Source organism: Marinobacterium sp. xm-d-564 (genome assembly GCF_013283345.1).
Classification (GTDB): Bacteria; Pseudomonadota; Gammaproteobacteria; order Pseudomonadales; family Balneatricaceae; genus Marinobacterium_E.
Map to the genome: position 1 here is coordinate 23,007 of NZ_WBYO01000009.1, position 25,485 is coordinate 48,491.

Annotated in this window: 25 protein-coding genes; 22 read left to right on the top strand and 3 right to left on the bottom strand. The window is 50.7% G+C overall.

Annotated features, from left to right (window positions below; genetic code table 11):
• Positions 1-3: 3 nt before the first annotated feature.
• On the bottom strand, positions 4-798 hold the full coding sequence (locus XMD564_RS09440; protein ID WP_173480212.1) for an inner membrane protein YpjD: 795 nt from the start codon (positions 796-798) through the stop codon (positions 4-6).
• A gap of 161 nt (positions 799-959) precedes the next feature.
• Here XMD564_RS09440 and ffh point away from each other — a divergent pair, with 161 nt between their 5' ends.
• The 22 genes from ffh to XMD564_RS09550 all read left to right on the top strand — a co-directional run bounded on the left by ffh (position 960) and on the right by XMD564_RS09550 (position 23,298).
• Entirely contained in the window at positions 960-2,342 is a 1,383-nt protein-coding gene (gene ffh, locus XMD564_RS09445) for a signal recognition particle protein (protein ID WP_173508235.1), read from the top strand.
• 168 nt (positions 2,343-2,510) lie between these two features.
• On the top strand, positions 2,511-2,759 hold the full coding sequence (gene rpsP / locus XMD564_RS09450) for a 30S ribosomal protein S16 (RefSeq protein WP_173480214.1): 249 nt from the start codon (positions 2,511-2,513) through the stop codon (positions 2,757-2,759).
• Between the two features lie 20 nt (positions 2,760-2,779).
• Positions 2,780-3,313 (top strand): ribosome maturation factor RimM, encoded by a 534-nt coding sequence (gene rimM / locus XMD564_RS09455; RefSeq protein ID WP_173480215.1) that lies wholly within the window; start codon positions 2,780-2,782, stop codon positions 3,311-3,313.
• A 3-nt stretch (positions 3,314-3,316) separates the two neighbouring features.
• The gene (trmD, locus tag XMD564_RS09460; protein WP_173480216.1) at positions 3,317-4,057 is read left to right on the top strand and encodes a tRNA (guanosine(37)-N1)-methyltransferase TrmD; all 741 of its coding nucleotides are present in this window, start codon (positions 3,317-3,319) and stop codon (positions 4,055-4,057) included.
• 28 nt (positions 4,058-4,085) lie between these two features.
• On the top strand, positions 4,086-4,442 hold the full coding sequence (gene rplS, locus XMD564_RS09465; RefSeq protein WP_173480217.1) for a 50S ribosomal protein L19: 357 nt from the start codon (positions 4,086-4,088) through the stop codon (positions 4,440-4,442).
• A 126-nt stretch (positions 4,443-4,568) separates the two neighbouring features.
• Positions 4,569-5,903: a hypothetical protein gene (locus XMD564_RS09470; RefSeq protein WP_173498838.1), complete on the top strand. Its 1,335-nt coding sequence runs from the start codon at positions 4,569-4,571 to the stop codon at positions 5,901-5,903.
• Positions 5,903-6,829, top strand: a complete 927-nt coding sequence (gene xerD, locus XMD564_RS09475; RefSeq protein WP_371731422.1) for a site-specific tyrosine recombinase XerD — start codon at positions 5,903-5,905, stop codon at positions 6,827-6,829. Before XMD564_RS09470 ends, xerD begins: the two co-directional genes overlap by 1 nt.
• 35 nt (positions 6,830-6,864) lie before the next feature.
• Positions 6,865-7,581: a DsbC family protein gene (locus XMD564_RS09480; RefSeq protein ID WP_173480219.1), complete on the top strand. Its 717-nt coding sequence runs from the start codon at positions 6,865-6,867 to the stop codon at positions 7,579-7,581.
• Between the two features lie 239 nt (positions 7,582-7,820).
• Positions 7,821-9,122 carry a homoserine dehydrogenase gene (locus XMD564_RS09485; RefSeq protein WP_173480220.1) on the top strand — a complete coding sequence of 434 codons (1,302 nt, stop codon included), beginning with the start codon at positions 7,821-7,823 and terminating at the stop codon, positions 9,120-9,122.
• A 12-nt stretch (positions 9,123-9,134) separates the two neighbouring features.
• Positions 9,135-10,529, top strand: a complete 1,395-nt coding sequence (gene thrC / locus XMD564_RS09490) for a threonine synthase (RefSeq protein ID WP_173480221.1) — start codon at positions 9,135-9,137, stop codon at positions 10,527-10,529.
• Between the two features lie 35 nt (positions 10,530-10,564).
• Complete coding sequence (locus XMD564_RS09495) at positions 10,565-11,362, top strand: YdcF family protein (RefSeq protein ID WP_173498469.1); 798 nt, start codon at positions 10,565-10,567, stop codon at positions 11,360-11,362.
• Positions 11,359-13,089, top strand: coding sequence for a single-stranded-DNA-specific exonuclease RecJ (recJ, locus tag XMD564_RS09500; protein WP_371731421.1), 1,731 nt, complete (start codon positions 11,359-11,361; stop codon positions 13,087-13,089). Before XMD564_RS09495 ends, recJ begins: the two co-directional genes overlap by 4 nt.
• A 21-nt stretch (positions 13,090-13,110) precedes the next feature.
• A complete protein-coding gene (locus XMD564_RS09505; RefSeq protein ID WP_173480223.1) occupies positions 13,111-13,293 on the top strand; it encodes a hypothetical protein in 183 nt (60 codons plus the stop codon).
• Entirely contained in the window at positions 13,281-14,168 is an 888-nt protein-coding gene (nfo, locus tag XMD564_RS09510) for a deoxyribonuclease IV (protein ID WP_371731420.1), read from the top strand. The genes XMD564_RS09505 and nfo overlap by 13 nt, the downstream gene beginning before the upstream one ends.
• A complete protein-coding gene (locus tag XMD564_RS09515) occupies positions 14,165-14,800 on the top strand; it encodes an NUDIX domain-containing protein (protein ID WP_173480224.1) in 636 nt (211 codons plus the stop codon). The genes nfo and XMD564_RS09515 overlap by 4 nt, the downstream gene beginning before the upstream one ends.
• Positions 14,793-15,245: a DUF1249 domain-containing protein gene (locus tag XMD564_RS09520; RefSeq protein WP_173480225.1), complete on the top strand. Its 453-nt coding sequence runs from the start codon at positions 14,793-14,795 to the stop codon at positions 15,243-15,245. The genes XMD564_RS09515 and XMD564_RS09520 overlap by 8 nt, the downstream gene beginning before the upstream one ends.
• Positions 15,245-15,832, top strand: coding sequence for a YqiA/YcfP family alpha/beta fold hydrolase (locus XMD564_RS09525; protein ID WP_173483788.1), 588 nt, complete (start codon positions 15,245-15,247; stop codon positions 15,830-15,832). The genes XMD564_RS09520 and XMD564_RS09525 overlap by 1 nt, the downstream gene beginning before the upstream one ends.
• Positions 15,833-15,844: 12 nt before the next feature.
• Positions 15,845-17,737 carry a DNA topoisomerase IV subunit B gene (parE, locus tag XMD564_RS09530; RefSeq protein WP_173489038.1) on the top strand — a complete coding sequence of 631 codons (1,893 nt, stop codon included), beginning with the start codon at positions 15,845-15,847 and terminating at the stop codon, positions 17,735-17,737.
• Positions 17,738-17,943: 206 nt separating this feature from the next.
• Positions 17,944-19,083, top strand: a complete 1,140-nt coding sequence (gene carA / locus XMD564_RS09535) for a glutamine-hydrolyzing carbamoyl-phosphate synthase small subunit (RefSeq protein WP_173480228.1) — start codon at positions 17,944-17,946, stop codon at positions 19,081-19,083.
• Positions 19,084-19,129: 46 nt separating this feature from the next.
• Entirely contained in the window at positions 19,130-22,351 is a 3,222-nt protein-coding gene (carB, locus tag XMD564_RS09540) for a carbamoyl-phosphate synthase large subunit (RefSeq protein ID WP_173482978.1), read from the top strand.
• Complete coding sequence (greA, locus tag XMD564_RS09545) at positions 22,348-22,830, top strand: transcription elongation factor GreA (protein ID WP_173480230.1); 483 nt, start codon at positions 22,348-22,350, stop codon at positions 22,828-22,830. Before carB ends, greA begins: the two co-directional genes overlap by 4 nt.
• A gap of 51 nt (positions 22,831-22,881) precedes the next feature.
• Complete coding sequence (locus tag XMD564_RS09550; RefSeq protein WP_173483789.1) at positions 22,882-23,298, top strand: acyl-CoA thioesterase; 417 nt, start codon at positions 22,882-22,884, stop codon at positions 23,296-23,298.
• Positions 23,299-23,654: 356 nt separating this feature from the next.
• Here the strand turns inward: XMD564_RS09550 and XMD564_RS09555 are convergent, their stop codons facing one another.
• Together XMD564_RS09555 and XMD564_RS09560 are read right to left on the bottom strand one after the other, a co-directional pair.
• Positions 23,655-24,968, bottom strand: coding sequence for a TRAP transporter large permease (locus tag XMD564_RS09555; protein ID WP_173482976.1), 1,314 nt, complete (start codon positions 24,966-24,968; stop codon positions 23,655-23,657).
• Positions 24,965-25,477: a TRAP transporter small permease gene (locus XMD564_RS09560; protein ID WP_173482975.1), complete on the bottom strand. Its 513-nt coding sequence runs from the start codon at positions 25,475-25,477 to the stop codon at positions 24,965-24,967. Before XMD564_RS09560 ends, XMD564_RS09555 begins: the two co-directional genes overlap by 4 nt.
• Between the last annotated feature and the right edge of the window lie 8 nt (positions 25,478-25,485).

Below are 25,485 nucleotides of genomic sequence, written 5' to 3' on the forward strand. Positions count from 1 at the left end.
CAATTAAGCCCCAAGTATTAGCTCTAGAACGGCTTTTGAACCAAAGAAGCCGAGCATCAGCAGAACAAATCCGCTGAGTGTCCAGCGTAGAGCCGTGCGGCTTCGCCAACCAAACATCGCACGTCCTGTTAGCAGAATGGTGAAGACAACCCAAGCGCCAAGGGATAGCAGCGTTTTGTGAGCGAGGTGTTGTGCAAACAGATCATCGGTGTAGACGTAACCCGTTATCAACGCCAGCGTCAGTACCACCTGACCCGCAGTAATCAAATCAAACAGTAGGTTCTCCATCACCTGCAGTGGTGGCAGGGTATTCAGTAAGCCTCTGGTCTTATGGCTTTTCAGAGCATGCTCCTGCTTAGAGAGCAACAGAGCTTGCAGTGCGGCAAGCGTGAACAGGCTGTAGGAGATAATAGACAACAGAATGTGGCTTAGCAGTCCAGCGCTGTAGCTTGATTTGGTCCCTTCGCCAGGGAAAGCATAGGCCAGAGCCAGAGTGATGGCGGCCATTGGAAAGACCCACATAAACAGATTGTCGAGCTTATGACGTAGGCTACCCAATAGCAGAAGAACGACCACGGCGATCGAGATCATCGAGCCGGCAACAAAGAAGCTGAGGTTTAAGCCAAATCCGCCCGAAATGATCTGTAAAGTCGCGATCAGTTGAAAAATGACGGCGATGAAACCAAAAGCCTGTATGCGGTTGCGCGGTCCGCCTTGTTGAGTCGCGAACTGCTTCATTTGCCACTGGCTGGCAATCAGATAGAGGCCAATGGCGGCAAGGGTAAATAGCGATAGCATCCAAAACTCCGGACTGTGTAAACCTAATTCCACAAGTGTGGCACAAATTGCTGGGATGCGAAATATACAGTCAGCCTGTCCCTGCGCTATACTACGGCGCAAATTTGGCGGGATATCTCGATATCGAAACGACCCATTAGACCCGCACAATGAGGAATAGAATGTTTGCAAATCTTCAAGAACGCTTAACTGGCACGCTTCGCTCCGTTACAGGACGCGCGAAACTGACCGAAGACAATATTAAGGATACGCTGCGTGAAGTACGTATGGCGCTTCTTGAGGCTGATGTTGCCCTGCCGGTGGTTAAAGAGTTTGTAAACGCGGTCAAAGAGCGTGCGGTTGGACAAGAAGTTTCTAAGAGCCTAAGTCCTGGTCAGGTTTTCGTTAAGATCGTTAACGAAGAGTTGGTTCGCGTGATGGGTGAAGCGAACGAGCAGCTTAACCTTGCGGCAACGCCACCTGCTGTGGTGATGATGGCCGGTCTGCAGGGTGCGGGTAAAACCACCTCGGTTGCAAAGCTGGCGCGTTTCCTCCGTGAGCGTGAAAAGAAGAAGGTGTTGGTCGTATCAGCTGACGTCTACCGTCCAGCAGCTATTCGTCAGCTAGAGACTCTGGCCGGCGAGGTGGATGTCGAGTTCTTCCCGTCGACTATTGAACAGAAGCCGATCGATATCGTTAATGGCGCGACGGCGCATGCAAAAATTCAGCACCATGATGTTGTCATTGTCGATACCGCGGGTCGTCTAGCGGTTGATGATGCCATGATGGCTGAGATTAAAGAGCTGCATGCAGCGGTTAATCCGGTCGAGACGCTGTTCGTCGTTGACTCTATGACGGGTCAAGATGCAGCGAATACTGCAAAAGCCTTTAATGAAGTCTTGCCTCTTACCGGTGTGATTCTGACTAAGACCGATGGTGATGCCCGAGGCGGTGCGGCTCTGTCGGTACGCCACATTACTGGCAAGCCTATTAAGTTCCTAGGTGTTGGTGAGAAGGTCGATGCCCTTGAGCCTTTCCACCCTGATCGTGTTGCTTCGCGTATTTTGGGTATGGGTGATGTGCTCTCCTTAATTGAGGAGGCTGAGCGCAAGATTGATAAGGATAAAGCGGAAAAGCTGGCGAAGAAGGTCAGCAAAGGTAAAGGCTTTGATCTAGAAGACTTCCGTGATCAGATCAATCAGATGAACAACATGGGCGGTATGATGTCGATGATGGAGAAGATACCGGGTATGGGGCAGATGATCCAAGCGGCACAAACGGCTCAGGCTGAGCAGGGCATGAAGAAGTTTGCCGTGATCATCGACTCGATGACGGCTAAAGAGCGTCGCAACCCAGATATTATCAGCGGCTCGCGTAAACGTCGTATTGCAGCTGGTTCGGGTACCAACATCCAAGAGATCAATCGCCTGCTTAAACAGCACAAGCAGATGGCTAAGATGATGAAGAAGTTTGGTTCTAAATCGGGTATGGCGAAACTGGCGCGTGGCATGAAAGGGATGATGCCACCGGGTATGGGCGGTCCTGGTGGTTTCCCACGTATGTAATTGATCAAACTCTGATCAAAAAATAGCTTTTAATGGGCGCAGTATTCACGTAGAATCTGCGCCCTATTTAATTTGGCCTTCATCTGTCTGGGCAATTTGCTGGGATTGGTGAAGAAACAACAATGATGGGCGATCTCAAAACCCATCCGCGAAATAAAGGGGTCCTTAATGGTCACTATTCGTTTGTCCCGTGGTGGCGCTAAAAAGCGTCCGTTCTATCACATTCATGTCGCAGACTCTCGTTTTGCGCGTGACAGCCGCTTTATTGAGCGTGTTGGTTTCTTCAATCCGGTTGCTCGCGGCCAGGAAGAGCGTCTACGTCTTGATCTAGAGCGCGTAGAGTACTGGGTTAGCAAGGGCGCTCAAATGAGCGAACGTGTTAGCACACTGGTTAAAGAAGCACGTAAAGCTAAGTAATTGATTAAGGCCTGATAGCAGTGGCAGAGATTGCAGCAGAGGACTACGTAGTTCTTGGACGCTTCAACTCACCTTTCGGTGTACAGGGTTGGATTAAAGTCTACTCATACACTGATTCGATGGAGAATATCCTCAGCTATCGCCCCTGGTTGGTAAAACAACAAGGTGAATGGGTACCGGTTAAGGTAACCAGCGCTAAAAAACAGGGTAAGGGTTTAATCGCAAAATTGGACTCTATAGATTCACCCGAAGCAGCCCGCCAATATTGTGAAGCGGAGATTGCAGTACCACGCTCGGTTCTACCAGTGTTGGATGACGGTGAGTACTACTGGAGTCAATTAGAGACATTATTGGTTTATACCGAATCCGGCGAATTGTTGGGTCGGGTAGATCACCTAATAGAGACCGGCGCAAATGATGTGTTGGTTGTTAAAGGTACAGACGAGAGCGTTGATCGTGAGACACGATTGATCCCATATGTACCGGATCAGGTGATCAAACAAATTGATTTAAACGCTGGAACAATGCGGGTCGATTGGGACCCAGAGTTCTAAGTTGTGTGGTTTGGGATCGTATCGCTGTTCCCTGAAATGCTTGAGGCGGTTAGCCGTTTTGGTGTTACAGGCAGAGCAGTTAAAAACGGACTGATCCAAGTCGAGAGTTGGAATCCAAGAGATTTTACTCACGACAAACATCGCACCGTCGATGATCGCCCCTTTGGTGGTGGTCCTGGGATGTTGATGAAGGTTCAGCCATTGAGAGATGCGATAGCGGCGGCGAAAGCGGCAGCACCCAGTCAGGCTAAAGTGATCTATCTGTCGCCACAAGGCAGACGCTTAGATCAACAAGGTGTGACAGAACTGGCCACGGCAGAGAGTTTGATCTTTGTCTGCGGTCGCTACGAAGGGGTTGATGAACGCCTGATCGAAGCGGAAGTGGATGAAGAGTGGTCACTCGGTGATTTTGTCCTGAGTGGTGGTGAGCTCCCAGCCATGGTGATGGTTGATGCGATATCAAGAATGGTGCCTGGTGTACTGGGTGACCAAGCCTCTGCTGAAGAGGACTCCTTCTCGGAAGGATTGCTTGATTGTCCACACTACACACGACCAGAACAGTTAGATGGCGTTGGCGTACCGTCGGTATTGATGAGTGGAAATCACGCAGAGATACGCAAATGGCGCCTAAAACAGCAATTAGGAAGGACCTATGAGCGTCGCCCTGATCTGCTAGAGAAGATCGATTTGGACCCAGAACAGCAAACGTTGTTAAACGAATACATCGGCGAGACTAAAAAGTAGTCCGCAGTTGAAAAGTTAGGAGCGAGCGATGAGCAGCAAAAACTTAATCATTCAGCAGATCGAAGCTGAACAAACTGGTAAAGAAGTACCGAACTTCGGCCCAGGTGACACTGTAGTAGTTCAAGTACGTGTAGTAGAGGGCAACCGTAGCCGTCTACAGGCGTTCGAAGGTGTAGTTCTAGGTAAGCGTAACCGCGGCCTAAACTCTGCTTTCACTGTACGTAAAATCTCTCACGGTGTGGGTGTAGAGCGTACTTTCCAGACTTACAGCCCAGCGGTTGAAGCGATCGAAGTTAAGCGTCGTGGTGACGTTCGTCAGGCGAAACTTTACTACCTACGTGAGCGTAGCGGTAAGTCTGCACGTATCAAAGAGAAGCTTAACTAAGTTAATTTTATTAACTGAGTTGATCTCGATTAAGAAAGGCGGCCATGTGTCGCCTTTTTTATTGCTCAAATTTCTCCTATTTCAAATAGTGGTCTAGTATGAAGTGATGACTGTTGGGGGAATCCTTTGCGTTGGTTTAAAACCGTTCTACTGTTATTGATAGCGACGCTGCTGGTCGGTGGGGGCGGTTATGCCTATGTCTATTACAAAGCTAAAGCCTATATCGATGATACGTTAACGGTTCTGCTGCCCGGTTATCGTGTGCACTATGAGCAGTTGGTTCTGGATCCACGCGGTGAAGTCCGTATTGAGTCGCTGCAGGCGGCTCCTTTCGGTTATGAATCTGCCATCAAGGTGGCCAATATCAGTATTCGAGCGGACGCGCCGCTCTTCTTCCTGCAGCCCTCTCCTGTCAGCAGTGCTTCTGACTGGCCCAGTTTCTTGGCCATCAAAATCGATAAGTTAAGAATGGATCTGGCATCCGACTTTATGGAGACGGCCCTTGCGAATCAGAGTGCTGCTGCGAGCAAAGGGTTAGTTAACATCGCCGCTCTGGGTTGTGGCGATGTGCGTGAATTCTCTCTGCCTGTGTTACGAGATATGGGATACCCCGAAATTCAGGCGGATCTTAACATTCGCTTAGACCCAGATAACGATAATGGACGTCTAGTCTTGGGTAGTCAGATTCAGCTGTTGGGGATCGCCTCGCAACGATTGGTTTTGGAGGTTAGTTTTACACCTGGATACCTTGCACCACAGACCTTGTTGGCGGCCAGTCCGCGAGTCCAGCGTTTTCAGTTTGCCTACCAAGACCTTGGATTTAATGCTCGCCGCGATACCTACTGTGCTGAACAGACTGAGGTGACGGAGGCGGAGTATCGCTTGGCGCATGCCGATCTGTTAAAAGCTCAGGCTACACAGTTGGGTATGCAGGTACCAGAGCGGCTTTGGAATGCCTATGAGCAGGCCATTGCCCCGGGTTCAAGTGTTGATTTGGGTATCTCACCAGCGGGCGGTATGGGCAGTGAGCTGTTCGTATTGATGAACGCCCCCCACGTCTTAGCTGAACGCTTGAATCCCTCTTTGCGCATCAACTCGGTGGGGCTTGATTTAGCGGGATTGGATTGGGAGTCCTTGTTGCCAGATGCGGAGCAGGCTGAACAGTTAACCCCTCAGGAGGAGGGGTTGGTCAATGTTGAGCAGCTCAAGGAGAAGATTCTCTCTAGCCGCGAAGTGCAAAAGCTTGAGGATTCTAAGCAGTTCTATCCTGCTAGCTTTGATGAGTTGGATGACTATCTACAGTATCAGATTCGTCTCTACACCCACTTCGGGCGCTTTATTGAGGGGCGTTTGATCGAGGTGGCAGACAATAAGTTAGTTCTACTCAGAAGGGTCGATCAAGGGTATGCTTCCTACTCTGTTGATCGAAACTTTTTAGAAACTATTGAGGTCTACCGTTAGTGCCGGATGCACGTTTTACTGCGCAAAGCCCTGACTCCAAAGATGCCGCGTTAATCAAAGAGTTTATTCAAGGCTTGTGGATGGAGCGTGGCTTAAGTGATAACACGCAGAGCTCCTATCGACGCGATCTTAATCAGTTTGCCTGTTGGTTGAATCAGCAGGGAAAATCACTGATGGCTGTTACGCAGTCTGATTTACAGCACTATCTTGCCTGGCGCCTCTCTGAAGCGTTTAAAGCCAGCTCTACTGCACGACAACTCTCCTGTATCCGTGGATTTTATCGCTACCTATTGCGCGAAAGTGTGATCGACGTTGACCCTACGTTGAATATCTCCAATCCAAAGCGCGGGCGCGCGTTGCCAAAGTCCATTTCCGAAGCAGAAGTGGATGCGCTGCTTGAGGCGCCGGATGTTGAAGATTCACTGGGGTTGCGAGATCGAGCTATGTTGGAGCTGTTGTACGGATCCGGGTTGCGTATCTCTGAGTTGATTGGGCTTGAGGTGGGTCAAATTGACCTGAGGGCTGGGCTATTACAGGTTGTCGGTAAGGGTGATAAAGAGCGACTGGTCCCTGTTGGCGAGGCGGCCATTGATTGGTTGAAACGCTATCAATCAGCTGCACGGCCACTGTTGATGGGTGCTACCAACCCTGAAGCGCTCTTCTTGAGTCGTCGAGGACAGCAGATGACCCGACAGACCTTTTGGCATCGTATTAAATTTTGGGCCCAGCAGGCGGGCGTTAAATCAGAACTATCGCCCCATACGCTTAGACATGCGTTTGCAACACACTTGTTGAATCATGGGGCGGATCTTCGTGCCGTGCAGATGCTATTGGGGCATGCCAATTTATCGACCACCCAGATCTATACGCAAATTGCCACGCATCGCTTAGAGCAGTTGCACAAGCAGTTTCATCCGCGGGGTTAAACTGGCACACTGGGCGCAATTTTTAAGGAGTTAAGATGAAAACCTTGTTCGTACTGTTGTTGTCCCTTGTGACTTTGCCGGCTCTGGCAAATACAGAGACCCTGATTGAAGAGAAGCTGAAAGCGGTTGATCCTTCGATTCCTATTACGCTGATTGAGCCGTCCGATATGACCGGTTTTTATGAGGTGCTACTCGGTTCTGGTGAGGTGCTCTACGTCAGTGAAGATGCGCAGTTTATTCTGTCGGGCAAGGCGTATCAGATCACACAAGAGAACCGTCTGATCAATCTTACCGAGAAGCGCTTAAGTGGGATGCGTTTAGATGCCATGCAGCAGGTGGCTGATAGCGATATGGTTATTTTCCCAGCTAAAGGTGAGAAGAGAACTCGACTTTATGTCTTCACCGATATCGATTGCCCCTACTGTCAGAAGCTGCACGAAGAGGTGGATGCTCTGAACGAAGCGGGTGTCGAAGTCGCTTACTTAGCCTTTCCTCGCTCTGGTCCTGGCGGTGCTACTGCGTCACGTATGGATCAGATCTGGTGTGCCGATGACCGCTTAGCAGCAATGGAGTCAGCGCTAGATGGTGGCTCTGTTAAAGCGGATGGCTGCCAAACACCCGTGCTTGAACAGCTGGCGCTGGGTCAAAAGCTAGGGGTTACCGGCACCCCTGCGATGATTACCGAGACGGGTGATCTATTACCGGGTTACATGCCAGCCGAGCGTCTGCTGCCGGTGTTGGGGATTAAGTAATCTCTGGAAAATGCTGGTAGGGTCGTGACAGGCTGAAAGCCAGTCACGTTTCTCTGTAGTTAGGTTGAAGCACTGGTGTCAGGCTTCAGCCTGACATCCGCCCTCTAATTACGCTTTTTATCAGTAAAACCTCCCTAATACCCATAGTTCAAACACCCTTTTTTAGCTATAATATGCCCCATTTTTTAACGCTCTGGGTCGGGTGAACCGCTCGAGCTCACTTCGAATGAGGTAAGGTTGTGAAGCCGGTAAAAGTTGGCATCTGTGGAATGGGTACTGTCGGTGGCGGTACGTTCGATGTTCTTAATCGCAATGCGTCTGAGATTGCACGTCGTGCGGGTCGTCGAATTCAGATTGAACAGGTCGCTATGCGTCGCCCTAACCCTGCGTTTGATACGACAGGAATCCACGTTACATCGGACATTTTCGAGATCGCAACCAACCCTGAGATCGATATCGTCATTGAGCTGATCGGCGGTTACGAGACAGCCTTTGATCTCGTGATGACGGCCATTCAAAACGGTAAACACGTCGTCACTGCGAACAAGGCGTTGATCGCGGTGCATGGCAACGAGATTTTTGCGGCTGCGCAAGAGAAGAATGTGATGGTCGCGTTTGAGGCCTCAGTTGCTGGTGGCATCCCAATCATCAAAGCGATTCGTGAAGGTCTATCTGCGAACAAGATCGACTGGTTGGCTGGCATCATTAACGGTACCGGTAACTTCATTTTGACCGAAATGCGTGACAAAGGTCGTGCCTTTGAAGATGTATTGGCGGAAGCTCAGGCGTTGGGCTACGCAGAAGCGGATCCGACCTTTGATGTTGAAGGCATAGACGCAGCGCACAAGCTGACCATACTTGCCTCAATCGCGTTTGGTATCCCACTGCAGTTCGAAAAAGCCTACACCGAGGGTATCAGTAAGATCACTTCACAGGATGTGAACTACGCTGAAGAGCTAGGCTACCGCATCAAGCACCTAGGTATTAGCCGCCGCACAGCGAAGGGTATTGAGCTACGTGTTCACCCAACGATGATTCCAGAGAAAGCGTTACTGGCCAATGTCGATGGTGTCATGAATGCCGTCCTTGTTGATGGTGATGCGGTGGGTCAAACCCTCTACTATGGTGCGGGTGCCGGTGCTGAGCCAACGGCTTCTGCAGTAGTTGCTGATGTGGTGGATGTGGTTCGTACACTCACTGCTGACCGTGACAACCGAGTTCCCCACTTGGCTTTCCAGCCTAGCGAGCTTTCAGATGCTGAAGTGCTTCCTGTTGAACAGGTTGAGAGTGCTTACTACCTTCGCTTGCAAGCCGTTGAGCGCCCAGGCGTGATGGCTCACATTACCCGCATCCTCGGTGAAAAAGGGATCAATATTGAAGCCGTGATTCAGAAACCGATCCGTGAATCACAGGTGCCTGTCATTCTGCTGACTCAACGAGTGGTTGAATCGACAATGAACGAAGCGCTTCGCGAGATCGAAGCACTGCCAGACGTTGTGGGTGAAGTGACCCGCATCCGTGTTGAACAGCTGGCTGATTAAGAGGAATTTTCGATGCGTTATATTTCGACTCGTGGTGATGCGCCCGCACTCAATTTTGCGGATGTGCTATTAGCTGGTTTGGCGTCTGATGGGGGTCTCTATGTACCTGAGACTCTACCGACTTTCTCGAAAGAGGAGATCGCAAGCTGGGCAGGCCTTAGCTATGCGGATCTTGCCTTCAAAGTGATCAAGCCGTTCGTTGAAGAGTGCATTAGCGACGGGGATCTTAAATCGATGATCGATGAGACCTACGCTGTCTTTAAACACGATGCCGTAGCACCTTTGGTTCAGATCGATAGCAACGAGTTCGTTCTTGAGCTGTTCCATGGTCCTACCTTGGCATTCAAAGACTTCGCACTGCAGTTGCTCGGTCGTTTGATGGATCATGTGCTGAAACAGCGCAATGAACGCCTGGTGATTATGGGTGCTACCTCAGGTGACACGGGTTCTGCAGCGATCGAAGGCTGTCGTCACTCTGATCACTTGGATATCTTCATTCTTCACCCTTACAACCGTGTCTCTGAAGTACAGCGTCGTCAGATGACGACCGTATTGGAAGACAATGTCTTCAATATCGCCTTGGAAGGTAACTTTGATGACTGTCAGGAGATGGTGAAAGACAGTTTTGCTGATCAGAGCTTCCTAAACGGTATGAAGCTGGGTGCAGTGAACTCAATCAACTGGGCTCGTATCATGGCTCAGATCGTCTACTACTTCTCAGCCTCGCTGACCTTGGGTGGCCCTCATCGTCCAGTCTCTTTCTCGGTTCCAACGGGTAACTTCGGTGATATTTTTGCCGGCTACCTCGCTAAACAGATGGGTCTGCCGATCGATCAGTTGGTGGTAGCGACTAACCGTAATGACATTCTTCACCGCGTCATCAGCGGTAACGATATGTCTAAAGGTCAGCTTGAGCATACTCTGTCGCCATCGATGGATATTATGGTCTCGTCGAACTTTGAGCGTCTTCTATTTGATGTTTATGGTCGTGACGGTAAAGCCGTTGCTGATCTGATGGCGCGCTTTAAGAGAGAGTCTGTTCATCTTGGTGATGGTGAGTGGGATAAGGTTCGCGAGCTGTTTAACAGCTACGCCGTTGATGATGAGACAACCTGTCAGGTTATTGCTGATGTCTACGAGTCGACTGAGTACCTACTGGATCCGCACACAGCGATTGGTGTTAAAGCAGCACGCGAATGTCGTCGTGATATGAGTGTACCTATGGTCACTCTGGCCACCGCGCACCCGGTTAAGTTCCCAGATCCTGTTGTGAAAGCAGGTCTTGAATCGCCTAGCTTGCCGGCTCATATGAGCGATCTGTTTGAACGAGAAGAGCGTCTGTCGGTGCTGGATAACGATCTGGCCACAGTACAACAGTTTGTGGCGACTCACTCGCACAAGAGCTAAATGAATCGCCCCTCCTTTGAGGGGCGTTTTTTTGTATGGACAGTTTCTTCTCGCTCTCAAAGCTTTTCTGGTTCCTCGCTGCACCTGACCATCTTTTGGTCTGGTTGATGCTGCTTGGCCTTTTTTTACTTTGGTTAGGTAAGCGCCGCTTAGCTAGCTGGCTGCTATCTATTGATCTACTGCTGTTGATGGCGATTTTATTGATGCCCTTGGGAGATGCGGTTTTGTACCCTTTGGAGTCACGTTTTAAGCAACCGGATCTGAATCAGATTGAGCCCGCCGGGATCGTGATTTTGGGCGGCGGTGAAAACCCTGAGCTCTCTTCGGTTTGGCAACAGTCCCAGTTCAATGCCGCTGCTGAGCGGGTGATGGTGATTCCAGCCTTGGCTAAGCGTTTTCCTGAAGCGAAAATCATCTTTACCGGTGGCAGTGGGTCCGTTCTCCGTCAATCTTTCAAAGGGGCGGATGGTGTGGCCGATTATCTGGGGCAAATAGGTCTTGCGGATAGGGTCCTTTTGGAGAACCAGTCCCGAAACACCTATGAAAATGCGCTATTGTCGGCAAAATTGTTGGGTGCTGTGCCTGATAAGCCGTGGTTGTTGGTGACCTCGGCTTTTCATATGCCGCGCTCTGTAGGTATCTTTGAGAAACAGGGTTGGCAGGTCATTCCCTACCCAGTGGATTACTACACGACGACTACAACAGGCTTTAAGTTGGATCCAAGGCTGTGGCGTAACATGCGAGACCTTCACACCGGTTTGCGCGAATGGATAGGCCTGGTTGTCTACTACCTAACCGATAAAACTGATCAGCTTTTGCCAGGTGAGTCTTGAGCGAAGCGATGATTATTGAGCGCCCAATAGGCGCTGTATCTTCCTCACTTGCCTCTTTGCATCCGGTGATTGCGCGTATCTACGCCGGGCGCGGCGTGTCTGAGCTCAGTGAGCTTGAAAAGGGGTTGGAGACCCTGCTCCCCGATGGTGCCATGTTAGGCATTGATGCCGGGGTGGCAAGGCTTGTCACTGCGCTTCGGCAACAGGAGTCGATCCTGATTGTTGGCGACTTCGATTGTGATGGTGCGACCAGTACGACGACAGCGTTACTGGCTCTGCGTGCGTTTGGTTTTAATCAGGTCGACTATCTCGTTCCGAATCGATTCGAATACGGCTATGGCCTGTCTCCGGAAATTGTTGAGGTTGCTCAGCAGAAGCAGCCCGATCTGATCATTACCGTTGATAATGGTATCTCCAGTATCGAAGGTGTTGATCGAGCCAATATGCTAGGGATCGATGTGATCGTGACAGATCACCACCTGCCGGGCTCGGTATTGCCCAAGGCTGTGGCAATTATTAATCCCAATCAGGCCGGCTGTCAGTTCATGGCGAAATCGACCTGTGGTGCCGGAGTCATCTTCTATCTTTTAATCGCACTTCGTCGTCAGCTGCAGCAGCTTGGTTGGTTTGAGAAGAGCGGAGTTAAGGCTCCGAATTTGGCTAACTATCTTGATCTTATTGCTTTGGGTACGGTGGCCGATGTAGTGCCTCTGGAGCGGAATAACCGCACCTTAGTGCATCAAGGGTTGGCCCGTATCCGTGCCGGCAGAGCGCGTCCGGGCCTCCTTGCGCTTTTAGAGGTTGCTGGGCGTGATAATCAACGCATTAGTAGCTCTGATTTGGGGTTTGCCGTTGCACCACGTCTTAATGCGGCAGGTCGTTTGGATGACATCAGCTTGGGTATTGAGTGTCTACTAGAGGAGGATCCACAACGTGCCCGTGAATACGCTGAACAGCTGGATGCCTTAAACCGCGAGCGACGCTCTATTGAGTCTGAAATGCAGGCTCAAGCGATGGCCCATTTAGAGTCGTTGGATCTTTTGGAGGCGGAACGCCCAGCCGGCATAGCGCTCTTTAACGAGCAGTGGCACCAAGGCGTTATTGGTATTCTTGCCTCTCGCGTTAAAGAGAAACTGCATCGACCGGTGATCGTGTTTGCGCCGGGTGATGAGGGTGAGATTAAAGGATCGGCTCGTTCCATTGAGGGGTTCCATATACGCGATGGATTGGATCGTATAGCGACCGAACATCCTGGCTTAATTTCAAAGTTTGGTGGTCATGCGATGGCAGCCGGTTTGACCATTTCTAAAGCGGATCTAGCCCGTTTCGAGACTGCTTTTGCGGCTGAAGTGACTCGTCAGACACGCAAAGAGGATCTGGATCGAGTGATCGAGACAGATGGTGAGTTGGCACCTAATCAATTCACCATGGAGTTGGCTCAGATGATTCAAGAAGCGGGCCCCTGGGGGCACCAATTCCCAGAGCCGAGCTTCCATGGTGAGTTTCGACTGTTGCAGCAGCGTATCGTCGGTCAAAAACATCTGAAAATGGTACTGCAAGAGCCGACAACAGGCTTGGCACTGGATGCAATCGCCTTTAATGTAGAGTCTGATATTTGGCCGAATGCGTCGATCAATCGTGTGCGTGCCGTCTACCGATTGGATATCAATGAATTTCGTGGGCAGCGCAGCTTACAGCTAATGGTGGAGTGGCTTAAGCCACTCTAGCCCGATAATAAGGAGAAGAGAATGAACGATTTTACGACAGACGAACTGGGTATTTTGGTCTCTGTATTTGAGCGTGCTGGAGTCGCTGAAGATGGATCCGCTGAGGGTAGTCTATTGAAGGTGATTAAAAGCGCACACTCTGAGCGAATGGAGCTTGAGTCGATGGACTTTGACGACTGTGCAGGTGGTGCGTGCAAGCTGTAAGTAACTCACTGAAGCCCTACTACGTTGGTGCCCATGTTAGCGCAGCGGGTGGGGTGCAGAATGCGCCATTGAATGCGGCGGCGATCGGTGCCAATGCGTTTGCGCTGTTTACTAAGAATCAGAGACAGTGGGTAGCTAAGCCGCTTGCCGATGAGACAATCGAGCAGTTTAAAGCGAACTGTGCCGAGCATAGCTTTCTGCCAGAGCAAATTCTTCCGCACGACAGTTACCTGATTAATTTGGGGCACCCAGAGGCAGAGCCACTTGAGAAGTCACGCGACGCCTTTGTTGATGAGATGCAGCGTTGCGAGCAGTTAGGGCTCTGTTATCTGAATTTTCATCCGGGCAGTCATCTTAAAAAGATCGATGTGACAAGCTGTTTAGCGACCATCTCTGAATCGATCGATATCGCGACTCAGGAGACCGAACAGGTCATCGCCGTGATTGAGACGACGGCGGGGCAGGGATCCAATTTAGGTTACAGATTTGAAGAGATTGCGGCCATCATCGACAAAAGCCGATACCCTGAACGCATTGGTGTCTGCATCGATACCTGCCATATTTTTGCTGCAGGTTATGATCTACGCACTTTTGAAGCCTGTGAGCAGAGTTTTGCCGAGTTTGAACGACTGATCGGCTTTGATAGGTTGTGCGGTATGCACATTAACGACTCTAAAATAGCGCTGGGTGGTCGCGTCGATCGTCACCACTCATTGGGTCAGGGTGAAATTGGCTGGGAGGCGTTTCGTTACATCATGCAGGACGATCGTTTTCGTGGTGTCCCGCTCTGTTTAGAGACTATTGATGAGACGATTTGGCCAGAAGAGATTCAGCAGTTGCGTCAATTTGCTGGCGAGAAACAGGCTGCGCAATGAGTTCTGAGCACTCCAAACCGGCTTGGGCTCCCAGCTTTGGGCAACAAGATTATCGCTTGATCAACGATGAGACGGCCTTTCAGGGTTATTTTCGGGTTAAGCGGTTAACGCTTGAGCATAAGACTTTTTTAGGTCAATCGATTGAGATCACACGCGAGCTGTTTCAGCGGGGAGATGCGGTCTGTGTGCTGCTTTATGATCCTGCGAAGGACTCTGTCGTGTTGGTTGAGCAGTTTCGGGTTGGGTCTCTGCAGGGCCCCTCTCCATGGATGCTTGAGGTGGTTGCTGGTGTGGTGGAAGAGGGTGAAAGCTCTGTACAGGTTGCTAAGCGTGAGTCGATTGAGGAGGCTGGCTTGGTGATCGGCGAGCCGCGTAGAATTATTCGTTATCTGCCCAGTGGCGGTGGCTGTGATGAGTGGATCGATCTGCTTTATGCTGAGGTGGATTCGGAGCAGGCCAGAGGCATTCATGGTTTGCCGGAGGAGGGTGAAGATATTCGTGTTCACGTCCTTTCGAGTGATGATGCCATAGAGTTAGTCAATCAGGGTGTTATTAATAGTTCGCCTGCCATCATAGGTTTGCAGTGGCTGGCGCTGAATAAATTAAGTTTACAAGGTGCTGTTGATGCATGATGTGAAGCGTAAGTACGTACCGGATTTGGTAAAACAGAGTGTTGTCTCTGAGACCAACTATGCCCGTCTGATGCGTCTGCTTCCTGCTCAGCAGGAGTCTATTGAGTTTCGTATCGAGTGGCATCAACACGCCTATGTTGTCGCCATTAAACGCGATGAGGAGTTTGCCTACACCTCGACGTGGACACTCTCTTACTGGCCTGAGCAAGCTTCCCCATGGTTTAACCCACAGTCTTTTGTGATACGTCTCTATCATGATGCACGGATGGCGGAAGTGGTCTGTTTAAAACGTCGCTCACAACTGCCTGGACGTTACGATTACCCTAATGATGCGATGCATCAGCCAGATGAAAAATACCAGCTTAATCAACATCTTGCGGAGTGGTTAGGACACTGTGCGACTCAGGGTGTGCGTCATGATGTGAAGGTGGTGAGCGGACAGTAATGCATTTTCTCTATATTCACGGTTTTAACAGTTCACCCGAGTCGCTTAAAGGTCAGCAGTTGATACGCCACTTTGAGTCGATCGGTAGGGCATCGCAGCTATCAGTACCCGCATTGTCGCACTGGCCAGAAGAGGCGATGCAGCAGCTAGAGACGATTGTTCAGCAGCATGACGAGCTACTATTGATTGGCAGCTCTTTGGGTGGTTTTTATGCGACTTGCCTCAGTGAGCGCTACGCACATGTAAAAGCCATTTTAGTTAACCCGGCGGTTGCGCCACACACACTGTTGGGTGCGTTACTAGGTCCGCAAAAGAATTTCTACTCTGGCGAAGAGTATGAATTGACGCTTGAACATATGGCTCAGTTAGAGCGGTTGTATTATCCTCAACTGACATACCCGGAACGTCTACTGCTGATGCTGCAAGAGGGAGATGAGACCCTCGACTATCGTGAGGCTGTTAGCTACTACAGTGAGTCCTCGCAGATTGTTCAACCGGGCGGCCATCACGGCTTTGAAAATTTTGAATCCATGTTGCCGACGATTTTTGCCTTCGCTGAGAATCGCTGGCAGCCTGAGAACGGCTAGGAAAAGAGAGATATGTCAAAGGACTATAATGCTGGTTCGATCGAGGTACTAAGCGGGCTTGACCCAGTAAAGCGTCGCCCGGGAATGTACACAGAAACGGATCGTCCCAATCACCTAGCACAAGAGGTGATCGACAACTCAGTCGATGAGGCGTTGGCAGGCCATGCAAAGCAGATCGATATCATTCTGCACCCCGACAACTCACTCTCTGTGTCCGATGATGGTCGCGGTATGCCGGTGGACATTCACCCAGAGGAGGGTGTCCCAGGGGTTGAGCTGATTCTGACTAAACTGCATGCCGGCGGTAAGTTTAACAATGACAACTACAACTACTCGGGCGGTCTCCACGGGGTGGGTGTCTCCGTTGTTAACGCACTCTCTAAGCTGTTGGAGGTGCAAATTCGTCGTGGTGGTCAGGTGCATCGCATCGGCTTTGCAGACGGCGAGAAAGTATCGGATCTTGAAGTGGTCGATACCTGTGGTCAGCGCAATACCGGTACCACTGTTCGCTTCTTGCCCGATCCTAGTTACTTCGATTCGCCTAAGTTTAGTGTCAGTCGTCTGAAGCATAATCTGCGTGCCAAGGCCGTTCTCTGTCCCGGTTTGAAAGTGACCTTTACCGATCTCTCTACTGGTAAGAAAGAGAAAGAGGAGTGGTACTACGAAGATGGCTTAGTGGCGTATCTGAAAGGTAATACACAAGTTTATGAAACCCTCCCAGAGGAGCCATTTTGTGGCTCTTTGCAGGGTGAAGAGGATGCTGTTGAGTGGGCCGTGCAGTGGCTAAAAGAGGGTGGTGAGATGACCTGCGAAAGCTACGTCAACTTGATCCCGACCGCGCAAGGCGGAACCCATGTGAATGGCCTGCGTACCGGTCTTTTGGAAGCGTTGCGTGAGTTTTGTGACTTCCGCAGCCTGCTGCCACGCGGTGTGAAGCTGTCGCCAGAGGATGTCTGGGATCGTTGCTGCTTTATTCTTTCAGCTAAGATGCGTGACCCGCAGTTCTCTGGTCAAACCAAAGAGCGTCTCTCTTCACGTCAAATTGCGGCGTTTATCTCAGGTGCGGTAAAAGATGCCTTCCTATTATGGCTAAATAAGCACGTTGAAGAGGGTGAGGCGATTGCTGAATTGGTGATCGCCAATGCACAAAAACGTCTGCGTTCTGCTAAGAAAGTGGTGCGTAAAAAGGTAACGCAGGGGCCGGCTCTACCAGGTAAATTGGCCGACTGTTCGGGCACCGACCCTATGCGCAGTGAACTCTTCTTGGTCGAGGGTGACTCGGCAGGCGGTTCAGCAAAACAGGCGCGTAGTCGGGACTTTCAGGCGATCATGCCGCTGCGCGGAAAGATCTTGAATACCTGGGAGGTCGACTCTTCAGAGATCCTCGGTTCGCAAGAGATTCACGATATTTCGGTGGCCATTGGCGTGGATCCAGGTGCTGAAGATCTGAGTAATTTGCGTTACGGCAAGGTCTGTATTCTTGCTGATGCCGATTCCGATGGTGCGCACATCGCCACGCTGATCTGTGCACTCTTTCTAAGGCACTTCAAACCCCTAGTGGCTGCAGGGCATGTCTATGTCGCTATGCCGCCGCTGTTCCGAATCGATGTGGCGAAAGAGGTCTTCTACGCTCTGGATGAGTCTGAGAAGAATGGCATCGTTGAGCGCATCAAAGCGGAGCGCAATAACGCGCGCATCGGAGTACAACGATTCAAGGGATTGGGTGAGATGAACCCGATGCAGTTGCGTGAAACAACGATGGATCCCGATACCCGTCGTTTGGTTCAGTTAACGCTGGAGTCTGGAGATGATACTCACCAGGTGCTTGATATGTTGTTGGCGAAGAAGCGGGCTTCCGATCGCAAGTGCTGGCTTGAGGAGAAGGGCAACTTAGCTACAGTTTAAGTTGACTTTTACTCACCATATTCGACCGATTCGGCATGGACTTGCGCAGCTAATTCCCTTAGAATACCGCAGGTTTTGCCCGCGATAGCGGCGCATCCCACCGAAGAGATGTTTTTGAAAGCGAGGCGGACCCCAAGTTGGCCTCGCTTTTTTGCAGCCAAGCCACAGTAATTTTTCATATCTAGCCAGCGCGCGGGGAGGTTCTTTTGACGCAGCCAGCCATCTTAGCCCTTGAAGACGGTTCTATTTTTAGGGGTATTTCGATCGGCGCCGAAGGCGAATCATCAGGTGAGGTTGTATTCAACACCTCAATGACCGGTTATCAAGAGATCCTTACCGATCCATCCTACTGCCGCCAGATCGTGACACTCACCTACCCACACATTGGTAACGTGGGTTGTAACGCTGAAGATGCAGAATCTGATCGCACTTGGGTTGCAGGTCTTGTGATTCGTGATCTGCCACTGCTTGCGAGCAACTTCCGTTCTGAGCAGGCGCTAGATGAGTACCTAAAAGAGCGCAACATCATGGGTATTGCCGGCATCGATACACGCCGCTTAACGCGTATTCTTCGTGAGAAAGGTGCCCAGAATGGTTGCATCGTTGCGGGTGATAATATTGATGAAGCGAAAGCACTCGATGCTGCTCGTGGCTTCCCTGGCCTGAAAGGCATGGACTTAGCAAAAGTCGTTACACGTGACAGTTCTGATGCTTGGCGCACGTCCACTTGGGAGCTTGGTACTGGCTACACAGAGAAAGCCGATGCTGATCAACCGTTCAACGTAGTGGCTTACGATTTCGGTGTTAAACAAAATATTCTACGCATGCTGGTTGAGCGCGGCTGCCGTTTGACGGTTGTGCCTGCACAGACTCCAGCATCTGAAGTGCTTGCAATGAATCCAGATGGCGTTTTCTTGTCGAATGGTCCTGGTGACCCAGAACCATGTGATTACGCGATCGATGCGATCTCTGACATTCTAAAAACAGAACTGCCAGTTTTCGGCATCTGTCTTGGTCACCAGCTACTTGCGCTTGCGTCAGGTGCTAAAACTGAGAAGATGAAGTTTGGTCACCACGGTGCCAACCACCCCGTTCAGGATCTAGATAGCAAGCAGGTGATGATCACCAGCCAGAACCACGGTTTCGCGGTGGCTGAAGATTCACTACCTAGCACACTACGTGCAACACACAAATCACTGTTCGATGGCTCACTACAGGGTATTGAGCGTACTGATCGTCCAGCGTTCAGTTTCCAAGGGCACCCAGAAGCGAGCCCTGGTCCACACGATGTGGCACCACTCTTCGATCGCTTCGTTGAGATGATGCGCTCACGCCAACAGGGCTGAGTTGTAACGGGTAACTTAGAGAAACAGATTTAGACCAGGTTTTACGATGCCAAAACGTTCCGACATACAAAGTATTCTTATCCTAGGTGCAGGCCCGATCGTTATCGGTCAGGCGTGTGAGTTTGACTATTCTGGCGCACAAGCGTGTAAAGCGCTTCGCGAAGAGGGTTACCGAGTTATTCTTGTTAACTCAAACCCAGCGACGATCATGACTGATCCAGCGATGGCTGATGCGACATACATCGAGCCAATCAACTGGAAAACGGTTGCTAAGATCATTGAGAAAGAGCGTCCAGATGCGCTGCTACCGACTATGGGTGGCCAGACTGCACTGAACTGTGCACTCGACCTCGACCGCGAAGGTGTTCTCGCTGAGTTTGGTGTTGAGATGATCGGTGCTACTCAAGATGCGATCGATAAAGCGGAAGACCGTGAACGTTTTGACAAGGCGATGAAGAACATCGGCCTTGAGTGTCCACGCGCCTCGATCGCTCACTCGATGGAAGAGGCTCTTCAGGTACTGGATCAGGTTGGCTTCCCAGCGATCATCCGTCCATCATTCACTATGGGTGGTTCTGGTGGTGGTATCGCCTACAACCGTGAAGAGTTCATCGAAATCTGTGAGCGTGGTCTGGATCTATCACCGACCAACGAGCTACTTATTGATGAATCGTTGATCGGTTGGAAAGAGTACGAGATGGAGGTTGTCCGCGACAAGAACGATAACTGTATCATCATCTGTTCGATCGAAAACTTTGATGCCATGGGCGTACACACTGGTGACTCGATCACAGTCGCACCAGCGCAGACGTTGACCGATAAAGAGTACCAGTTGATGCGTAATGCTTCGATTGCAGTTCTGCGTGAGATCGGTGTTGAAACAGGCGGTTCGAACGTACAGTTCGGTGTTTGTCCAAAGACTGGACGCGTTGTGGTGATCGAAATGAACCCACGCGTATCGCGCTCTTCAGCACTGGCTTCAAAAGCAACAGGTTTCCCAATTGCGAAAGTGGCGGCAAAACTGGCGGTCGGTTACACCCTTGATGAGCTTCAGAACGATATCACTGGCGGTCAAACACCAGCGTCCTTCGAGCCTGCCATCGACTACGTAGTAACTAAGATCCCTCGTTTCACCTTTGAAAAATTCCCACAAGCAAATGATCGCCTAACGACTCAGATGAAGTCGGTGGGTGAGGTGATGGCGATTGGTCGTACTCAGCAAGAGTCTTTGCAGAAAGCGCTACGTGGTCTAGAGGTTGGTTCTGAAGGCTTCGATCCGATTGTTGATATTACCGCTGAAGATGCACGCGATAAGATCGTTTACGAGCTAACAACTCCAGGTTCCGAGCGCATCTGGTACATCGGCGACGCCTTCCGTATGGGTATGAGCGTTGATGAGATCTACAAGCTGAGTGGCGTTGATCCTTGGTTCTTGGTTCAGATCGAAGACATCATCAAAGATGAGCAGCGTGTATCGGAAACCGCACTGAGTGAACTCTCTACAACCGATCTGTTCATGCTGAAGCGCAAAGGTTTCTCAGATGCTCGTCTAGCCAAGCTATTGGGTGTTTCAGAGAAGCAGTTCCGCAAGCATCGTCAGGCAGCTGGTATTAAGCCAGTCTACAAACGTGTCGATACCTGTGCCGCAGAATTTGCGACTGATACCGCTTACATGTACTCAACGTACGAAGAGGAGTGTGAAGCGAACCCATCGGATCGTGACAAGATCATGGTCATCGGTGGTGGCCCTAACCGTATCGGTCAGGGTATCGAATTTGACTACTGCTGTGTTCATGCAGCGCTTGCAGCGCGTGAAGATGGCTACGAGACCATCATGGTTAACTGTAACCCTGAAACCGTCTCTACCGACTATGACACATCAGACCGCCTCTACTTCGAGCCGATCACTCTAGAAGATGTGTTGGCAATCGTTGAAGTTGAACAGCCTAAAGGCGTGATTGTTCAGTACGGTGGTCAGACTCCTCTGAAATTAGCCGTAGCTCTAGAACAGGCTGGCGTTCCAATCATTGGTACCTCGTCTGAAGCGATCGACCGTGCTGAAGACCGTGAACTGTTCCAGCAGATGCTTAAGCGTCTTGGTCTGAAACAGCCAGAGAACTCAACAGTACGTAGCCTTGAAGAGGCGGTCATTGAAGCTGAGAAGATTGGCTATCCATTGGTTGTTCGTCCATCTTACGTATTGGGCGGTCGTGCGATGGAGATCGTCTACAAAGAGGATGAGCTGCGCAAGTACATGAATACCGCGGTTCAGGTCTCTAACGAATCACCAGTACTACTTGATCACTTCCTAAATGCAGCGATCGAAGTGGATATCGATGCGGTATGTGACGGTAAGCAGGTTGTGATTGGAGCGATCATGCAGCACATTGAGCAGGCGGGTGTTCACTCAGGTGACTCAGCATGTTCATTCCCTCCGTACAACCTTGCAGCAGACGTTCAGGACGAGATGCGCGAGATGGTGCGCAAGATGGCGCTTGAGTTAGGTGTTGTTGGCTTGATGAACGTTCAGCTAGCGTACCAAGATGGCGAGATTTACGTAATCGAGGTTAACCCTCGCGCATCACGTACAGTTCCTTTCGTATCTAAGTGTATCGGTGTTTCTCTAGCGAAAGTCGCTGCACTGGTTATGACCGGTAAATCACTTGAAGAACTAGGCTTTACGAAAGAGATCGTACCAAGCTACTTCAACGTGAAAGAGGCGGTATTCCCGTTCAATAAATTCCAAGGTGTTGACCCAATCCTTGGCCCAGAGATGAAGTCTACGGGTGAAGTCATGGGTACCGGTGAAACCTTCGGTGAAGCGTTCATGAAGGCTCACTTGGGAGCTGGCGACAAGCTACCTAAGCCAGGTACTGCGTTTGTCTCAGTACGTGACGTTGATAAAGAGGCGGCTTGTGAACTGACTAAACAGTTGGTTGAACTTGGCTTCGATATCGTTGCAACCAGCGGTACAGCAGCACTACTGGAGACTCACGGCATTACAGCTAAGGTTGTGAATAAGGTTACTGAAGGTCGTCCAAACATCGTTGACATGTTGAAGAACGGTGAAGTTAACTACGTTGTGAATACAACGGAAGGGCGTAAAGCGATAGCTGACTCAGCCGATATCCGTCGTGCAGCGCTACAGCATAAAGTGCCTTACTCAACGACAATGGCTGGTGCAGTGGCGATTACCGAAGCACTTCGTTACGGTGAAGAGCGTACTGTGCGTCGTCTACAAGAGATTCACGCGGAGGCGTCTGCATGAGTGTCAATCGTGTTCCCATGACGGTTGAGGGCGAAGTGGCACTTCGCGCTGAGCTGGAGCGTCTTAAAACCCAAGATCGTCCAACCGTGATTGCAGCAATTGCTGAAGCACGTGAGCATGGCGACCTTAAAGAGAATGCTGAGTACCACGCAGCGCGTGAACAGCAGGGCTTTATTGAAGGTCGTATCGCGGACATTGAGAGCAAGCTTTCAGTGGTTCAAGTGATCGATGTCACCAGCCTGCCACACACTGGTAAAGTGATCTTTGGTACGACGGTTGATCTAATCAACGTCGATACCGACGCTGAAGTGACCTACAAGATTGTGGGTGACGACGAAGCAGACATCAAACTGAATAAGATCTCTATCAACTCCCCGATCGCACGAGCACTGATCGGCAAAGAGGAGGGCGACATCGCCGCGGTTGAGACACCGGCCGGTGTGACTGAATACGAGATTGCAGAAGTTAAGCATATCTAAGCTGACTTATTAAACCGCCTTCGGGCGGTTTTTTATTATTTGGAGTTCCCCATGTCCCAAGAAACCCCTACAGGCCGCCTAACCACTCGTACTATCGCGATGCCGGCTGATACCAACCCATCAGGTGATATCTTCGGTGGTTGGGTATTGTCACAAATGGATATGGCGGCCGGCATCTGTGCGGGCCAGCGTGCACAGAGTCGAGTGGTGACGGTTGCACTGGATGGTATGAGCTTTATCCGCCCGGTTCGTGTAGGAGATGTACTGGGTGTCTACACCGAAGTGGTTAGAGTCGGCAGTAGCTCAATGGATATCAAAGTGGAGTGCTGGGTGCGCCGCAGTCGCATAGGTCATCGTGAAAAAGTGACCGAAGCAATCTTCAAGTTTGTCGCACTGGATGATGAGGGTAACTCCAAGCCAGTACCGCCAGCACAAGAGCTGCCGGAGTATGTTGAGACACTGCTTTAGTCTGTTGGAGCGATCTCGAAGAGGTCGCGATCTTTTTTAGGCTCTTGAAATCGATCGTAGAGTGGGGTCCGACCTCTGGTCTGACCCGACTCTCACAGTCTCTTCCAGACTCTCTAGCGTAATTTGACAGCGGTTGACAGGCTGAAGCCAGTCACCACACTTCGTAGGAAGATCAGCGCTCCAGTGACTGGCTTTAGCCTGTCATCTGCTTTCCTAGCGTTTTCCAGAAAAGGAGTAAAGCCTACCTGCGGATGACAGGCTGAAGGCCAGTCACCGAAAAGATCGCCACATCTTCGATATGGCTCCAACAAAAAAAACCGCCATAAAGGCGGTTTTTGCAGTACGATTTAACGCGCTTAATCTGGAATAATACCCCAGGTCAGAACAGGGAATAGCAGTAGCAAGGCTACGCGAACGAAGTCTGACGCCAAGAAGGGTAGAACACCGACAAAGGTATCCCGCATTGGAACGCCCTCTGCAATCTTATTAATAATGAAAACGTTCATCCCAACAGGTGGGGTGATCATGCCGACCTCAACCACGATCAAACAGATGATACCGAACCAGAGTGCGGTCTGCTCTTCGGTCATGCCGAAGTCCAACCCCATGATGGCTGGGAAGAAGATCGGTACTGTCAGAAGGATCATCGATAGCGAATCCATCAAACAGCCTAGGACTAGGTAGACTGCTAACATCAGCATCAGTACCAGCATAGGCGACAATTCGCGATCCAGAATCCACTCAGCCAGTGTCTCTGGCATGCCGCTTAGACTCAAGAAGGCGTTGAAGATATCGGCACCCAGAAGGATGACAAAGATCATCGCGCTGTTGATAGCGGTCTGCTTGATACAGTCGATGAACCCATCCCAGGTAAGCTGGCGGTTGATTAGCGCAATGACGATTGTGCCAACCACACCGTAAGCGGCTGCTTCAGAAGGTGTGAAGATACCGCCGTAGATACCGCCCAATACACCAATGAATAGGAAGCTTGCAGGTAGCAGTTCAAGCAGTGCCTTACCGCGTTCAGACCAGCTCGCTTTCGCGCTCTTGTCCGCGTAGTGAGGCTTCAGCTTCACCAGAATCGCGATAACCAGCATGTAGCCCATGATCGCCATGATGCCGGGTACCATCGCTGCCATGAAGAGCTTGACGATGTTCTGCTCGGTCATGATCGCGTAGATGATCAGAACGATGGATGGTGGGATTAGAATGCCTAGAGTACCACCAGCGGCTAGTGCGCCTGTTGCCATAGCACCGTGGTAGCCGTGCCGTTTCATCTCTGGAAGTGCCACCTGACCCATAGTCGCTGCTGTTGCCAGTGATGAACCACAGATCGCACCAAATACACCACAGCCGCCAACGGCAGCTAACGCCAGGCCACCGCGGTAGTGGCCAATAAAGGCGTTAACACCGGTGAATAGTGAACGGCTAATACCTGAACGAGTTGCGAGGTTACCCATCAGTAGGAACAGAGGAATGATCGATAGCGAATGGCTTGCCATCTGTCCGAAGGATGAGCCCTTCATGTAGAACATTAGGGTGCTGAAGTCGTCGATGATTGAGTAACCGACCGCACCGGCAAGCATCATTGCGATGCCGATCGGCACACGCAAAAACATGATGACTAGCATGAACAGGATAATGACGCCTGCCGTTAATTCGTCACTCATTTCACACCCTTATATTCTGCAATCATTGCCAGTGGTTTAAGCACACCAGCGATAGAGGTAAGGCTAAAGCCAAAGGCGATGGTCATATAGAACCACCACTCTTTCATCCGCAGCATCATCGTCTCATTGCCGTATTTCTGGGCAGCTAAGCCACCCTCATAGGCCTGTGTCGCCAGGAAGTAAAAGAGCACGGCCAAAATTAGGCTGCCGATAACATCCATAGTGAGACGGAAAGGCGCGGGAGCTGAAGCTGTTAAGACGTCGACAATGACGTTGCCAAAGCGCATTTGGCAGTAGGGCATTGCTAACGCAACAACCACAGCGGTAAACATTTGGACAATCTCGGTATCACCATTGATGGGCGAGGAGAAAAAGTATCGTCCCGCCACACTGGTCACCGTAGTGAATGCCATGATCGTCAGGATGAATCCTGATAAAAGAGCGAGCCACAAAGTGGCTCGCTCGTAGAGGTCTGCTAGAGACCGGGTTTTCAGTAACAGTGTTGTCACTTGAACAC